At 34.9% G+C, this 16,628-nt stretch carries 15 protein-coding genes; 10 read left to right on the forward strand and 5 right to left on the reverse strand.

Going from position 1 to position 16,628, the window contains the following annotated elements; genetic code table 11:
* Positions 1–15: 15 nt before the first annotated feature.
* The 9 genes from ACXX8U_RS06720 to ACXX8U_RS06760 all read left to right on the forward strand — a co-directional run bounded on the left by ACXX8U_RS06720 (position 16) and on the right by ACXX8U_RS06760 (position 11,218).
* Positions 16–936: a geranylgeranylglycerol-phosphate geranylgeranyltransferase gene (locus tag ACXX8U_RS06720; protein WP_458565182.1), complete on the forward strand. Its 921-nt coding sequence runs from the start codon at positions 16–18 to the stop codon at positions 934–936.
* Complete coding sequence (locus ACXX8U_RS06725) at positions 929–1,513, forward strand: Maf-like protein (protein WP_458565183.1); 585 nt, start codon at positions 929–931, stop codon at positions 1,511–1,513. The genes ACXX8U_RS06720 and ACXX8U_RS06725 overlap by 8 nt, the downstream gene beginning before the upstream one ends.
* A 5-nt stretch (positions 1,514–1,518) precedes the next feature.
* Complete coding sequence (locus ACXX8U_RS06730; RefSeq protein WP_458565184.1) at positions 1,519–2,055, forward strand: mechanosensitive ion channel domain-containing protein; 537 nt, start codon at positions 1,519–1,521, stop codon at positions 2,053–2,055.
* 162 nt (positions 2,056–2,217) lie between these two features.
* Positions 2,218–3,411, forward strand: coding sequence for an AI-2E family transporter (locus ACXX8U_RS06735; RefSeq protein ID WP_458566395.1), 1,194 nt, complete (start codon positions 2,218–2,220; stop codon positions 3,409–3,411).
* Positions 3,412–3,659: 248 nt separating this feature from the next.
* A complete protein-coding gene (locus tag ACXX8U_RS06740) occupies positions 3,660–5,321 on the forward strand; it encodes a hypothetical protein (RefSeq protein ID WP_458566396.1) in 1,662 nt (553 codons plus the stop codon).
* A 305-nt stretch (positions 5,322–5,626) separates the two neighbouring features.
* Complete coding sequence (locus ACXX8U_RS06745) at positions 5,627–6,127, forward strand: hypothetical protein (RefSeq protein ID WP_458565185.1); 501 nt, start codon at positions 5,627–5,629, stop codon at positions 6,125–6,127.
* A gap of 157 nt (positions 6,128–6,284) precedes the next feature.
* A complete protein-coding gene (locus ACXX8U_RS06750) occupies positions 6,285–8,816 on the forward strand; it encodes a PIG-L family deacetylase (RefSeq protein WP_458565186.1) in 2,532 nt (843 codons plus the stop codon).
* A gap of 120 nt (positions 8,817–8,936) precedes the next feature.
* Positions 8,937–10,661, forward strand: a complete 1,725-nt coding sequence (locus ACXX8U_RS06755; RefSeq protein ID WP_458565187.1) for a sodium:solute symporter family protein — start codon at positions 8,937–8,939, stop codon at positions 10,659–10,661.
* A 74-nt stretch (positions 10,662–10,735) separates the two neighbouring features.
* Positions 10,736–11,218, forward strand: a complete 483-nt coding sequence (locus ACXX8U_RS06760; protein WP_458565188.1) for a hypothetical protein — start codon at positions 10,736–10,738, stop codon at positions 11,216–11,218.
* A 277-nt stretch (positions 11,219–11,495) separates the two neighbouring features.
* On the opposite strand, the gene ACXX8U_RS06765 is transcribed toward ACXX8U_RS06760, so the two are convergent.
* From ACXX8U_RS06765 to ACXX8U_RS06785, 5 genes are all read right to left on the reverse strand, one after another.
* A complete protein-coding gene (locus ACXX8U_RS06765; RefSeq protein ID WP_458565189.1) occupies positions 11,496–12,341 on the reverse strand; it encodes a DUF2911 domain-containing protein in 846 nt (281 codons plus the stop codon).
* A gap of 53 nt (positions 12,342–12,394) precedes the next feature.
* Positions 12,395–13,069, reverse strand: a complete 675-nt coding sequence (locus ACXX8U_RS06770; RefSeq protein ID WP_458565190.1) for an HAD family hydrolase — start codon at positions 13,067–13,069, stop codon at positions 12,395–12,397.
* Positions 13,070–13,182: 113 nt separating this feature from the next.
* Positions 13,183–13,896 (reverse strand): tRNA threonylcarbamoyladenosine dehydratase, encoded by a 714-nt coding sequence (locus ACXX8U_RS06775; RefSeq protein WP_458565191.1) that lies wholly within the window; start codon positions 13,894–13,896, stop codon positions 13,183–13,185.
* Between the two features lie 40 nt (positions 13,897–13,936).
* On the reverse strand, positions 13,937–14,590 hold the full coding sequence (locus tag ACXX8U_RS06780; RefSeq protein ID WP_458565192.1) for a TatD family hydrolase: 654 nt from the start codon (positions 14,588–14,590) through the stop codon (positions 13,937–13,939).
* On the reverse strand, positions 14,590–15,192 hold the full coding sequence (locus ACXX8U_RS06785; RefSeq protein WP_458565193.1) for a DUF1684 domain-containing protein: 603 nt from the start codon (positions 15,190–15,192) through the stop codon (positions 14,590–14,592). Before ACXX8U_RS06785 ends, ACXX8U_RS06780 begins: the two co-directional genes overlap by 1 nt.
* A 209-nt stretch (positions 15,193–15,401) precedes the next feature.
* Here ACXX8U_RS06785 and ACXX8U_RS06790 point away from each other — a divergent pair, with 209 nt between their 5' ends.
* Entirely contained in the window at positions 15,402–16,628 is a 1,227-nt protein-coding gene (locus tag ACXX8U_RS06790; protein ID WP_458565194.1) for an MDR family MFS transporter, read from the forward strand.

Here is a 16,628-nt window from a genome sequence, read left to right on the forward strand (position 1 = left end):
AAGAAATAATAGCTTATGAATTTTCTTAGACTGATTCGCTATCAAAATCTAATAATGCTGGCAGTGATGCAATTGTTATTTCGATTTGCATTTTTCAAATGGCAATCAATACCGCTCGCACTTGCCGATTGGCAGTACCTTTTGTTGGTTATCGCAACTGTTTGCATTGCCGCAGGTGGCTATGTCATCAACGACATTTACGATCAACAAACTGATGCTGTTAACAAACCTGATAAACAAATTGTTGGAGTGACTATTTCAGAACAAAAAGCCTATAATTACTACATTGCCTTAACTACAGTTGGTGTAGCTCTAGGTTTTTATCTCTCGAATGTGATTATGAAACCAAGCTTTGCTGCTGTCTTTATCTTTATTGCTGCCACTCTTTATTTTTATGCAACTAGCTTAAAGCAAATGGTACTTGTGGGAAATATTGTGGTAGCACTATTGTTAGCAATTAGTATATTGATAATTGGTGTTTTCGATTTGTATCCTGCAACCGGCTTAGATAACCAAAAGCAAATGCGTCTCTTTTTCTCCATCATAACGGACTATGCCATCTTTGCTTTTATCATTAATTTTTTACGTGAAATGGTCAAAGATCTAGAGGATTTAGACGGCGATTCACAGCAAGGAATGGCGACTTTACCCATCGTTTTAGGCGTCGCAAAAACTAGCAAGCTTGTATTTGCGATTAGTTTTGCTCCCCTATTGATTTTGCTGCGTTACATCAACATGTATTTGATGGATTTGCTTTTTGTAGTGGTTTACCTTTTAATTTTTGTAACTGGTCCACTACTCTATTTTACCATTAAAATGTGGTCTGCAAAAAATAAATCCGATTTTCATATTTTGAGTTCAGTGCTTAAATGGGTTTTGTTCTTCGGAATTATCTCAGTTGCACTCCTTAATTTAAATTTACAATACAATGCTTAAAGATAAATTAAAAAAATATCAATTAATTCTTGCGTCTGGCTCTCCTCGCAGACAGCAGTTTTTAAAGGACTTAGAATTGGATTTTGAAATTCGATTGAAAGATACCGAAGAAGTTTACCCATCGCATTTACAAGCGCACGAAATAACAGATTATTTGGCCGTTTTAAAAGCAAATGCGTTTGAAAATGAACTACCTGAAAATGGTATTTTGATAACAAGCGACACCATTGTATGGCATAAAAACCAAGCATTAGGCAAGCCAAAAAATGAACAAGAGGCCATAGCAATATTACAATCACTTTCTAATAGTTCCCACGAAGTAATAACGTCTGTTTGTTTTAAAAGCAATGAAAAAACGACTGTTGTTCATGAATATAGCAAAGTCACTTTTCATAATTTAACCGAAGAGACAATACGATATTACGTAGAAAACTATAAACCCTACGATAAAGCGGGTTCGTACGGCATTCAAGAATGGATTGGTTTTATTGGAGTTGCAAAAATTGAGGGATCGTACACTAATATAATGGGCTTGCCAACTGATAAAGTTTTTGATTATTTGAACCAATTACCTTAAACATTATGAATTTTTCCATTATTCAAGAGTATTCTCGAGAGATAATCGCAAGCGGCATTACTGCAATAGTTTTTATTATATTGCGTATTGTAACAACTAAATTGGTGCGTCGTTATGCGCGATCCAACCAAACTATTGAACACCGAACCAATTTGGTTATCAAATACTTGCACTTATTTTTAAATATTTTGGTGGTAATTGCACTAATTATCGTTTGGGGAGTTCAGGCAAAAGATATCATAATTGCCCTGAGTTCCTTTACGACAGTTGTAGGTGTTGCTATGTTTGCGCAATGGTCTATTTTAAGTAATATTACCTCAGGCATTATTTTGTTTTTTTCGTTCCCGTTTAAAATTGGTGATGTAATTAAAATTCATGACAAAGATTTTCCTATTCAAGCAGAAATTGAAGACATAGGCGCTTTTCATGTTTTTTTGCGAACAATTGACGGTGAGCAAATAATTTTTCCAAACAATTTATTACTTCAAAAAGGAATATCAATCCTTAAAAATGAATTTCACGATCAAGATTTCATCGATTAGTTGGGATTGAATTGAAATTTTAGCTCTTTTTAAATGTTAAAATTCTATAACTTTCAATTCTAAATATGTAAATAGTTGTTTTTTTTTTGGTTCATCTTTGCTCTTTAAAAATTTAGTTTTATAACTTTAGTACTTCTAACAAGAGATAATATGAGCAACTCGATGCAATTCCCCTTTTACGCAAAACTAACTTTCATTTTACTAGCATTAATTTCACTGCTATTTTTGTTTTATATCGGTCAAGGGATTCTCGTACCTATAATAATGTCGTTTTTGTTCGCTATTTTGCTGTATCCAATAGTACAATTTTTAAAAACAAAATTACGATTCCCAAACGTTCTTGCTGTAATGATTGCTGTACTACTATTTGTACTATTCTTTGTGGGGTTGTTTGTTTTTCTTTCTTTTCAAATTAGCGATTTTACTGAGGATTTTGATAAAATAGAAAAAAACTTAACCATTCATCTGGCAAATATTCAGGACTATATTCGCGCCAACTTCAATTTAAGTTCTTCTGAACAAAAAGAATATATAGATACTGCAACAGAAGATTCTATGGAAAAAGGAAAAGAAATAATAGGAACAACGCTAATGTCATTCACAGATACTTTATTAAATCTTACGTTAATTCCAATTTATACATTTCTAATTTTATTGTATCGTACCCATTTCTTGATGTTTTTAGGAAAAGTAGTCAGCAAAGAAAATCATGCTCAGTTGAAAGATATTTTAACCAACATACGAATGGCAATAAATAGTTACATCGTTGGCTTAATCATCGAACTCATTTGTGTGGCAACAATGACTACCATTGGCTTCATGCTAATTGGGGTGAAATATGCTATTTTACTTGGAATCATAACTGGTATTTTAAACTTAATTCCCTACATCGGGATTTTATTTGCAGGGGTTCTAAGTATTGTTGCATCCCTAACTGGATCTCCAGATTTATCAGTTATTATTGGAGTGATTATAATTACCATTGTTGTCCAACTTATTGATAATAATATTTTAGTCCCCCTGATTGTAAGTTCGAAAGTAGAAATCAACGCTTTCATATCAATTATAGCCATCATTATTGGAGGAGCTATTGCGGGAGTTTCTGGAATGTTTTTGGCTTTACCGATATTAGCTGTGCTAAAAGTAATTTTTGATCGCATCGAATCATTAGAACCTTGGGGATACTTAATGGGCGATCATCTACCTAAAACCTATACCTGGCGCAATATTAAACTACCGCTATTTGACTCCGAAGAAGATGCCGAACCAAAAACTAATGTTATTAAAACAGATGTACCGGTGCCGGTATTTACTGAAACTACAACCATAACAGATGTAAATACCCCAAAAACATAGTATCTTAGCAATCGCTTCAAAAATCGTACTACAAAAGAAAATTATTTGTTTTGTACCCAGTCATTATTTGTAGGCGCAACTATGTTATGAATACGTTTTTTAAAATAGTGTTATGTGTGCTGTTCCTTTTTGGAACAACAATTTCGTTTGGGCAAAAAAGAGAAGGCAAAAAGGATTCGACAACAATAGCTAACAACATAACTTCATTTTCAAAAAAAAATAAGTTTAACAAAATCTTGCACAAATTGGTGTTTAAGAGAAATACCATTCGTAGCCGAAGCATACCTCAAACACAAAAAAATTACAGCCCATTTGAAGGTAAAATCATTCGTAAAATAAACATTATCACGCTCGATCCCTTTGGATATTCAGATACTGACACACTAAAAAAACCAACTCGATGGGCAGAAAAAGTGGGAAACAGAGCGCACATCAAAACCAGTCGATTAGCAATTCTAAATTTACTATTAATTAAGAAAAACAAGGCTTTCGACTCCTTACTTGTACGAGAATCTGAGCGTTTAATTCGAGCGCAACGGTACATAAATAGGGTTGATATTACACCCTATAGTAGCACAACTAGCCCCGATTCTGTTGATGTAACCATTCGCGTACTGGATTCTTGGAGCATGCTTCCGCAAGGATCGCTATCTAGCTCGAGAATCAATTTTGAATTGAACGAACGAAATTTTTTAGGTTCCGGACATCAGTTCCAGAATAAAATCACCAACCGCTTTGAAGATGGTAAAACAGCCTATGATGTAGGGTATCGTATTCCGACAATAAAAAATACTTTTGTTAGTACTGATGTTAAATACAGACTAGATTTAGATGGGTACTACAACAAAAGTGTAGCACTCGAGCGCCCATTTTACTCGCCTGTAGCCAAATGGGCAGGTGGTATTTTTATAGAGCAAAACTTCAGAAAAGATACACTACCAGATGTTAATTCGGTTTTTGAATTTCAAAATTTTAAATTTAATACGCAAGATTTTTGGGTTGGTAGGGCTTTTAAACTTTTTAAAGGTCAAACGGTAGACGATCGAAGCTCTAAATTAGTTCTAAGCGGACGTTTTTTAAATATTCAATATAGTGAAAGTCCGTCGACTGTTTTTGATCCTGATAATTTTTATGCCAACGAAAAATTAGCATTAATTGGATTAGGTATTACCTCAAGACGATTCGTAAGAGACCGATACATCTTTCAAAACGGTATTATTGAAGACGTCCCAACGGGAAAAATATATGGTTTAACCGCTGGATACCAAAATAAAAATCAAACAAATCACTTTTATGCAGGTGCGAGAGCAGCTTTCGGACATTTTTTTGAATGGGGATTTTTAAGTACAAATATAGAGCTAGGCTCCTTTTTTGATGGTTCGAGAACGCAGCAATCTGCTTTTACTTTCGAAGCCAATTATTTCACCAACTTAATGAGTATCGGCACTTGGAAAGTCAGACAATTCATAAAACCGCAAATTGTTATAGGTGCTCATCGATCAACTATTATTGGAGACCAATTATCTATCAATCAAAATGAAGGATTAAGTGGTTTTAACACGGCACAATATGGAACTCAAAAAGCATTAGTAGTTCTACAAACACAAGCCTATTCACCATGGAAATTATGGGGATTTAGATTAAACCCGTATGTAAACTATTCTCTAGCGACTTTAGGAAATAGTAATAAAAGTATTTTAAGTAATAAAGCCTACTCTAAGTTAAGTGTCGGATTCATTATTAACAACGACTATTTAGTTTTTAGTGCATTTCAAATTTCTCTTTCGTATTATCCTTCTATTCCCGGCAATGGTACTGATATATTTAAAACAAATGAATTAGAAACTACTGACTTTAGATTACAAGATTTTGACTTAGCCAAACCTCGATTAGTTAATTATAGATTGTAAAAAAAGCAATTTCACTAACTTTTCTGTTAATTGTATAAATACGGAAAATAATTTTGTAACAAAAAAAGTCGAAAGCAAGACTACCTTTGTCTTGTAGATTTAAACTGATTGAAGAAATCTAGCTAATTTCGTTTACCTTTTAAAATTTTCAATTAATTAAATTTAAAAAATAAATCATTCACTATCAGAGACATAAAAACAATTTAAAACCATAAAAACAACTTTGGCATAGTTGTTGAAAATTTGAAAAAAGAAATATTTCACATCGCAATTGCCACTTAATTTTAATTTTAAAATAACATATTATGAAAACATATAAATTACTAGTTGCTGCCTTACTACTATTTGCAAGCAGCACAATCGAAGCACAAGTATCCGTAAATGTAAATATAGGAAGAGCTCCTGAGTGGGGTCCAGTTGGTTATGACGATGTCTCTTACTACTACATCCCAGATATTGAAGCCTATTATGATGTACGCGCCACTCAATTTATTTATTTTGGCGATGGCAGATGGGTTCGATCAAGAACTTTACCATACAGATACCGCAACTTTGATTTGTATCGAGGATATAAAGTTGTACTAACGGATTATCGTGGATCAAGACCTTATGCTAATTTCAAAACACATAAAGTTAAATATTATCATGGATACAAAGGTAAACCACAGCAAAGCAGAGGTCGCAATGATCGTGATGTTTACGTTACGAAAACTTACGTAGATAAACGAAAATATGATCGAGATGATCACCGAGGACGAGGTCATGATAATCGCGGGAAAGGCGGAAAAGGTCATGATAGAGATTAAATCTTCAACCGGTAAGATATTAAAGAGAGAAAACAAAAGCTGTTTTCTCTCTTTTTTTGTTAAAAAAACAATTGAGCATTAAAGAAAAGTGAAAACATTTCTACAAAAAATATTTAATTCCTACATTTGAAGCTACTGCCAACTAAATTTTAAAAGAATGTTTAAAAAACTAGTTCCTTTATTTTCTTGTATTCTATTTTGTACTACTTCTTTACGCGCTCAGCAACCGGCTAAATTAAATAGCGTAGAAATTTATAACCAAATTGAAAAATTAAATTTTTTAGGTTCTGTGCTTTACATCGCGGCACATCCTGATGATGAAAACACACGATTAATTTCGTATTTGGCTAATGATCAAAAAGCAAGAACTGCTTACCTATCCCTGACCCGTGGCGATGGTGGACAAAATTTAATAGGCACGCAACTACGAGAATTATTAGGCGTAATTAGAACACAAGAACTTATTGAAGCTAGAAAAATTGATGGTGGCGAACAGTTTTTTTCTCGTGCTAATGACTTTGGTTTTTCTAAAAATCCTACCGAAACACTTGCTATTTGGGATAAAGAACAAGTATTAGCAGATGTAATTTGGGCTATCCGAAAATTTCAACCTGACGTAATTGTAAATCGATTTGACCATCGTTCGGCGGGAACAACTCACGGACATCATACCGCATCAGCCATGTTAAGCGTAGAAAGTTTTAAAGAGGCTGCAAACCCAAATCGTTTTCCTGAACAATTAAAATGGGTACAACCTTGGCAAACCAAACGACAATTTTTTAACACATCGTGGTGGTTTTATGGAACGATGGAAAAATTTAATGCTGCAGACAAAACAAATCTAATTGCTTTACAAACGGGTGTTTTTTTCACGGGTATAGGCAAATCAAACCAAGAAATTGCAGCTTTGAGTCGCAGCCGTCATCAATCACAAGGATTTGGTAGCACAGGCGCTCGTGGTGAAGAAACAGAGTATCTTGAATTTATAAACGGTTCTCCTTTACAAGATAAAAAATCACTTTTTGAAGGAATTGACACCTCTTGGAATCGCGTTAAAGGCGGCAAACCAATTGGTGAATTATTGACTACTATTGCCAAAGATTTTGATCATAAAAATCCAGCTGCAAGTATTCCTGCTTTAACCGAAGCATACAGTATGATGAGCGCTTTAAATGATAAGCAGTGGGCTCCTTTGAAAGCTACTACAGTAAAAGAGCTAATTGCGGCCTGTGCAGGCTTGTATCTTGAAGCTGTTTCACCTACTCAAGAAACAACTCCAGGAAGTGTATTGAAATTAAAAATGGAGGCTATCAACCGTAGTAATGCACCACTGCAATTGCAAAGTGTAACTACACTACCAGAACAAAGCACGACCACAATAGAAAAAGAGTTAAAAAATAACATTGTTCAAAATTTTACGATCGACTTAAAATTACCAAAAACAACAAACTATACGTTTCCTTATTGGTTGAATGAAAACGGAACCGTTGGCATGTATGCTGTAAATAAGCAAGAAAACATTGGTATTCCTGATATTATCCGCGAATCGAAAGTGATTTTTAACCTTCAAGTTAATGGAATTACACTTCCTTTTGAACGTACTGTCGTTTACAAATACAATGATGATGTGAAAGGAGAAATCTATAACTATCTTGATGTGGTGCCGGACGTTACCACTTCAATCACAGACAAAGTTGTACTTTTTAGAGACAACAAATCAAAGTACATTGGTGTAAAAATCAAAGCGGGCAAAGATGCCGTAAAAGGAACCTTAGCCCTCGAAGTACCAAAAACCTGGAAAGTTAGCCCAACTACTATTCCGTTTGAAATTGCCAAAAAAGGCAGCGAGCAATTGGTGTTTTTTGAAGTCACAGCACCACAAAATGCTACTGAAGGAATTGCGAAAAGCGTTGCAACCGTAAACGGCAAACAATTTGATAAAGAGCAAATCATTATTAATTTTGACCATATAACGAAACAACAAGTACTGCAAACAGCGCAAACCAAAATAATCAAAACCGATTTAAAAACCTTTGGTGAAAAAATTGCCTACATCATGGGTGCTGGAGATGAAGTTCCAAATAGTTTAACACAATTAGGCTATAATGTAACCATTTTAAAGCCTGATGCAATTACACCTGAAAGCTTAGAACCGTTTGAGGCTGTAATTACTGGCGTACGTGCTTACAACACCGTAAATGCATTAAAAAACAAACAAGAAATACTTTTCGATTTTGTAAAGTCAGGAAAAACCATGATTGTGCAATACAATACTTCCTCTGATTTAGTAACTGATGAACTTGCGCCATATCCAATAAAATTATCAAGAGATCGCGTAACCGAAGAAGATGCCGAGGTTCGATTCTTAGCTCCTAATCACCCTGTTTTAAATTTTCCAAATAAAATAACAGTAGCAGATTTCAAAGGCTGGAAACAAGAACAAGGTTTGTACTACCCTAGTACCTTTGACAAAGCTTTCACACCTATCATATCATCAAATGATCAAGGTGAAACCCCTAAAAATGGTGCTTTATTAGTGGCACCTTACGGAAAAGGGCATTATATTTACACAGGGCTAAGCTTTTTTAGAGAACTACCTGAAGGTGTAACAGGCGCCTATAAATTATTGGCCAATATGATCTCAATGCAACAAACCACAACAGTACCTGCGCAAAAAATAAAGCCTTAAAACAAAACAATGGAAACCAAAAAACCAAAAACCTGGAAAAAAAACTATACTTGGGTGCTCCTAGCCAACGCGCTCTACATTTTGATCTTTTGTCTTATTATGAAATTATACGCCTAAACTATGCAATTATTTGACTGGGTTATCCTTATTGTTACCTTACTTTTTATTGTTATTTACGGCGCTTGGAAAACCAAAGGCAGTAAAAATGTCGAGGATTTTATTTTAGGAAACAACGAAACTCCTTGGCATGTCGTGGGACTTTCGGTAATGGCAACACAAGCCAGTGCAATCACTTTTTTGTCAACTCCAGGACAAGCGTATCATGACGGAATGGGCTTTGTGCAATTTTACTTTGGTTTGCCAATAGCCATGGTACTCATCTGCGTTACCTTTATTCCTTTGTACCACAAATACAAAGTATATACGGCTTATGAATATCTAGAAAAACGTTTTGATTTAAAAACCCGTTCGCTGGCAGCTATTTTATTTTTGTTTCAAAGAGGTTTGGGTACAGGTCTGACGATTTACGCACCAGCAATTATTTTATCGGCTATTTTAGGGTGGAATCTCACCTACATGAATATTGTGATTGGTGTTTTGGTGATTATCTATACTTTTTCAGGAGGAACAAAAGCGGTAAACGTGACGCAAAAACAACAAATGTTTGTGATCATGTCGGGAATGTTTATTACTTTTTTCTTGATTTTGTATTACTTACCCAATGATATGACTTTTACAAGTGCTTTACATATCGCTGGGGCAAATGATAAAATGAATATCGTTAATTTCTCTTTCGATCCAGAGGAAAAATATACTTTTTGGAGCGGAATTACGGGCGGATTTTTCTTGGCCCTAGCCTATTTTGGTACCGATCAATCGCAAGTTGGTCGCTACTTATCAGGAAAATCAGTGCGTGAAAGTCAAATGGGACTCATCATGAACGGACTCTTAAAAGTACCTATGCAGTTTTTCATTCTACTAACGGGTGTAATGGTATTTGTATTTTTTCAATTCAATCCAGTGCCTTTAAACTTTAACCCGAACAACAAAGCACTGATTGAGAAATCAGCTTACAAAGGCGAATACAACGCTCTTGAAAAGAAATTAAACGAACTTTCTGAAGATAAAAAAGTAATCAACTTGCTATACATCGACCAGTTAAATCAAGATTATGACAATCCGATTTTAAGAAAAGAATTAGTAGCGCTCTCCTCAAAAGAAAAAGACTTACGCGATCGCGCCAAAGAAATTATTTCGAAAGCCGATAGCAACAGCGAAACCAACGATAAGGATTATGTGTTTTTTCATTTTATTCTGAATTATTTACCAAAAGGTTTGATTGGCTTATTGTTAGCAGTTATAATCTCAGCGGCCATGTCATCAACAGCTTCAGGTTTGAATGCTTTAGCCTCAACGACAGCAATTGATATTTACAAGAGAAACATTAAAGAAGAAAAATCAGAAAAACACTATTTGTATGCAACCAAATTCTTCACTCTTTTATGGGGTGTAATTGCTATTTTATTTGCCTGCGTAGGAACTTTGTTTGAGAACTTAATTCAGTTGGTTAACATCATCGGTTCTATTTTTTACGGAACGGTACTAGGAATCTTCCTCGTTGGTTTTTACAGTAAAAAAGTACAATCAAAAGCAATATTTTACAGCGCAGTAGTGTGTCAGTTGGCGATTTTTGTAATTTACTACTATGCTATTTACATTTACCCAAGTGGCGAAGAAAAACTGGGTTATTTATGGTTGAACTTTATTGGCGCAATGGGAACAATAGTACTTTCGCAGTTGTTGCAGTATACGATTTTCAGAAACGAAAAAGTGGTAGAGGCTTAATAAATTAGCTTTACAAAAAATCATTCCAAAACATAAACCACATTTCTTTTATCAACTATTTGTAAAAATTTAAAATGCAAAAAATAGACAGAAAAATTAAAATTATTGGGCTATATCAAGCAATTGGAGGTTTGATTGGGTTAATAGGATCATTATTTTTAATAGTAAAATTTAGCTCATCAAATGAATCAACAACTAAAATACTTTTATTGTTTTTTGCATTGTATTCTTTCTCTATGTACTGTGGTTATTTGTTGTTAAAAAATCAGATAAAAAAAGGATTGAATTATTCTATTTTGAATCAATCAATTCAAGTTTTAAGCTTTCAAATTTTAGGTTTTACTTATAAATTTTACTCTGGTGTATTTCTTTGCTTTGGATTAAATGTAACAAATGACACTATTTTGACTTTTAACTTTGGAATTACATCGTCAGATTTTAAATTAAATTCAGACAGTGAAGTTGCCGAACTAAGTATCAATTTGATAGCAATTATTTTAATTAGCGTTTTATTTAGCTTGAAGGAGAATGTTAGTAGAGATACCATAGAAAAGTAAAGATCAAAAACAAAAGTAGAAACGGCCTCGAAAAAAGCCCAATATTTTCTTCACCTTATCATTTAAATGAATCGATTTCATTCTCTTTGAATCCAACTCACGGAATAGAAAAACTTTAAAGTCTTAACTCAATGATTCAGTAAAATTGATTTAAAATTTTGACGATTTCAAAAATCCAATTAATAAAATCAAGTCTCTTTTTTACAACAACGAAATACCAAAAAAAATCCCGCCTCGATTAATCGGACGGGATTTTTAAAATTCCTATTGCATTCGTTTAGCTTTTACTCCACTCTGCAATACTATCTTTATTCATTTTTACGTAATCTTGGTTTTTGGCTACTTCTGCTGCTGCTAATGATACTTTTGCAGTTTCAATAGCACCTTTTTTATCACCTAATTTTGCTTGAATTAACGATTTTAGTCTGTTGTACCAAAATGGTTTTTCTTTAGTCATGTCTAATGCTTTGTTAACATACTCTAATGCTTTGTTAGCATCGCCATTAGATTGAAACAAAAATTGAGAAGCAGAGAAATAATCACCTGCAGCTGGACCAGCCAATACTTTATTGATGTTAGCCGTTGCTTTTTGTTGCGTTGGTACTTCAAATTTTACTGCTGCATACGAGTTTTCCCAATACATTTCAAGAAATGCAAAATTGTTGTCGATATTACTCAAACCAATTGTAAAGGTCTCCACTTTTTTGTTTAAAGTCTCAGGTTTTACTGTAGTTCTCAAAGCAACATTTTCTTCTTTCCACTCTACTGGATTTCCCCAGTTGTCTGTTGTTTTGTAAAAAATCACTTCCCAGCTTTCAATTTTTGGAACAGTAAACAAAGAGTAAGTCCCTTTTTTCAAAGTTTGACCATCAATAACTACATCGTCACCAAAAGAAACAGTTGTGTTTTCATTAGCTCCCGTTCTCCAAACTTTTCCGAACGGAATTAAATTTCCAAAAACTACACGTCCTCTAGCACTTGGTCTAGAATACGTAATCTCAACATCAGTTAAACCTACTGATTGTGATAAAGTTGCTTTCGGACTTGATTGTGGTGTTTTTAATTGTGCTTCAGCACTTAAACCGCTAACAATTAAAGCTAGCGCAAGGATTATTTTTTTCATTGTTTTTTAATTTTTTTGTTGCCCAAATTTACAAATTCAATACCGAGGAAATGTTAAATATTCCTTAATTTCGAGTCTATTTGCTGAACGGTTTCAAAGCTTAACTCTTCAAAATTTTGCACAATGATATCGGCCAAAGCCAAATCTTGCGCCTCAGAATGCAAACTGTTGTACCCAATACATAGCAGTCCGGCCGCCTTTGCAGCTTTCACGCCATTGGTACTATCTTCAATAACAATACAACTTTCTTTTGGAGTAATTGATAAACTAGCAGCATGCTCAAAAATAGCTGGATGTGGTTTTGATTTCGGAAAATCCTCGCCGCTAACCACATGAGTAAAATAATCATGTAGTTTAAACCGACTAAAAACGCGCTCGATCGTTACTTTTGAAGCTGATGAAGCCAAAATCAATTGCATTCCATTAGCATGCAAATCTTTAATTAATTTTTCTACTCCAGGCAACAATTCTAAATCGCTTTTGGTATCAAAAGCATCATTAAAAATGGTGCGCTTGCGCTGAATCAAATCTTCGACTTCTTGGTCAATTACAAAAAGTTCTTTTAATTTTTGAAATGTATTACGGGTTGAAAATCCTGTAAATGAAGTATACATTTCTTCGGTTACAGCAATATTTAACTCTTCAAATTGTTTGAAATAAGCATAGCGATGTACCGGCTCTGTATCTACGATTACGCCATCCATATCAAAAATTACCGTTTGTATCATTTTAAATTGTGAATTTTGAATTATGAGTTGTTAATTGTGAATTGTGAACTGTGAGTTGTGAACTGTGAGTTGTGAATTGATTACAAATGATTAAAGAAATCAAAAAGGCAATACTATTTTTTAATCAAATAACGAATTACCGTTTCAGCGGCATACAACCCAAACAAACCTGGCATATAACTGTTGGTTCCGTAAAACGACTTTTTATAATTAGAGCCGTCGGTCATTCTTAAACTAGATTCGTCTTGAATTTCAGAAGAAAAAACGACTTTTAATTTGTCTATTTTGGCCTCTTTAAGACGTCTGCGAATGGTTTTGGCAAAGAAACAATTCACAGTATTCGTGATATCAGTAACCTTTACTTTAGATGCTTCCATTTTTCCGCCTGCGCCCATGCTGCTAATAATTTTTACTCTTTTGCGTTTGGCCGCGATGATCAAGTTTAGTTTTGGAGTAACGCTGTCAATGCAATCTAAAACATAATCAAAATCAGGACTAACAATTTCAAAAGCGCGCTCAGGCGACAAAAATTCTTGCACTCGCGTTAGTTGTAATTCTGGGTTGATGTCTTGCAAACGGTCTCCTACAACTCTAATTTTGGGTTGTCCCACCGTAGAATGTAAAGCTGGTAATTGTCTATTGATATTGGTAATATCTACCACATCACCATCAACAATTGTCATTTTACCCACGCCTGCCCTAGCTAAAAATTCAGCAGCAAATGAGCCTACGCCTCCCAATCCTACCACGAGTACGTTTGCATTTTGTAAATTAGTCAGACCTTCTTTTTTAAATAAAAGTTCTGCTCTCTCTGTCCATTCTGCCATTCTATTCTGTTTTAAGATGAAAAGTTTTTGAAATTGAAAATTATATTTTAGATCCAAAAACGGTATTAAAATTAGTTTGTATTTGTGTTTGTATTGCTGCAACTGTTGTGTTTTTATAACGTGCAGCGAGTTCGTAAACAGCCTCAATTCCCTCTTCAACGGTATCTGTTTCTAAGAAAAAACGATCGTTGGGGATGCTTGTAAAAACTTCTTCCAATGCTGGGTTGCGCAATAAATATTTACCAAATGAGATGTAAAAACCATTGTCAAGCAATTGCTGTGCTATCACTTTATTTTTTGAAAAACCGTGAATAATCAAAGGCACGGTAATTTGTAGTTTTTTTTTGATTGCAACAACCTCTTGAAAAGCAGCTACGCAATGAATAATGACTGGCTTATTGTATTTCTGAGCAAGCAGCAATTGGGTTTCAAAAACTTGTTGTTGCAAGGGTAAAGGCATTTCGATGCGTTTATCAAGTCCGCATTCACCTACTACCCAACAATTGGGTTGGCTCATACTTTTTTGCATGATATCAAAATCTGCAGCAAGGCGCGTTTCGTTAATATACCAAGGATGAATGCCAATTGAATACTGCGGTATTGCCTCATTCAATTCCTGAGGATATTGATTGACCAACTCTACAATATGCGTTTGCTTGCTCCAAAGGTGTGTATGTGCATTAAAAAACTTCATTAGTCGTGAAACTTTTTTACGCCAGCCATAATAGCAACATCCAAATCATTTTCTAAAGGAACTATTGGGCAAGAATATTTTGAATTGTAGGCGCAATACGGATTGTAAGCGGTGTTAAAATCGATCGCTATTTTTTTCCCTTTTGAAATCTTTAAATCAACGTAGCGACCGCCAATGTAGGTTTCATGACCCGATGTACGATCAGAAAAAGGTAAAAACAAATAGTCTTTGTATTTTGCTTGTTTGGCAAGTTCCAAATTGCGGTACACGTTTAACTTTAATTTTTTGCCTTCCAATTCAAAATGCAATTCGCCATACTTAACATACAAAGGTTGTCTGCTTGTGGTGGTTTTCATGGCAAAAGGAACTGCATTTTCTGTTTTTACCAAAGTCGCGATTACAAAAAAGGAGGCATTGGCCGGAAAAAAATCAAGCGATTTGAACTTGGCTCGATCCTCTGTTGTTAGCGGACTCGTTGCAGCATCAGCAAATTCGGTATTCATTTTTTTTTGAAACTGAGCTACAGCAGTGGCCTGAAACGACTTTTGAGCAAAAGCAAAAGTACACGTCCAAAAAAACAGAAAAGTGAAAAGTGTTTTCAATGGTTTGATTTTGATGCAAAAATAGTGTAAAAGTTAGAATACCACAACGAAAAGTAATTGGCAGAAATACCTACCGAAGACCAAAACCCTAGCCCAGATAGCAGCGGAAATCCTTTTATTTTTTTCTTTAAAAAAATAAAAGATTGTAGCGAATAGCTGGAAAAAGCTCCTGAAAAACATCGTAAATTTGCAACTTACAAATCTAGGCTATGCTGCAAACTGCTTTTACACGTTACATCAATAATTTTAGAGGATTTACCAGAGAAGTTTGGATTTTGACGCTAATTACCTTCATCAACAGGGCCGGCACGATGGTTTTGCCGTTTTTATCAAAATATTTAAAAGAGGATTTACAATTTTCATACGAGCAAGTAGGTTGGATTATGGTCGCTTTTGGCTTTGGTTCGATGCTAGGTTCATGGTTGGGCGGAAAATTATCTGATAAAATTGGTTTTTACAAAATCATGGTTTTTAGCTTATTTACCAGTGGATTACTACTATTTGCGGTGCAATACGTGCGTACGTTTTGGGGACTGTGTTTGAGTATGTTTTGCATTATGACGGTTGCGGATATGTTTAGACCCGCCATGTTTGTATCGCTCGCCACCTATGCAAAGCCCGAAAACCGCACTAGAGCGCTCACTTTGGTACGATTGGCCGTAAATTTAGGGTTTACCGCAGGACCAGCGCTGGGCGGATTAATCATTATGAACTTGGGCTACAGCGGACTTTTTTGGGTTGATGGTAGTTCTTGTATTATCTCGATTTTGATTTTTTGGTTGCTCGTGAAAGAGCGCAAAAAACCAGCCGATTTGGAAACTGAAAAGGCCGAAACTGATTTGCCAACTTCGGTTTTCAAAGATCAAATTTTTTGGATATTTCTATTTGTGTGTTTTGTCACTGCAGTACTATTTTTTCAACTTTTCACCACTTTACCGTTGTACCACAATGAAAAATTTGGCCTGACCGAGTTTCAAAGTGGTTTGTTATTGTCTTTAAACGGCTTGCTAATTTTCTTTCTCGAAATGCCAATTGTGAGCTACAGTCAGCGTAAAAACATTGACAAACTCAAAATTATTTTGTGGGGCTCCTTACTTATGGCGCTAAGTTTTTATGTATTATTGATTCATTTTTGGGCCGGAATTCTGGTTGTAAGTATTCTATTTATCACTTTTGGCGAAATGTTTATTTTTCCGTTTTCCAACTCATTTGCCTTGAGTCGCGCTCCTAAAGGCCACGAGGGCCGATACATGGCGCTGTTTACCATGAGTTTTAGTTTGGCGCACATTGCGAGTTCTAAAACGGGACTCGAAATTATTGCCTCATATGGTTATCAAGCCAATTGGTTTTTTATGGGCACCTTAGGCATCTTGGCCGTTGCAGGTTGCGTATGGGTGCAAAAAATGGTTCAGCAAGAAAAAGCAACGGTAAAATAA

Source organism: Flavobacterium sp. GNP001, from assembly GCF_054343775.1.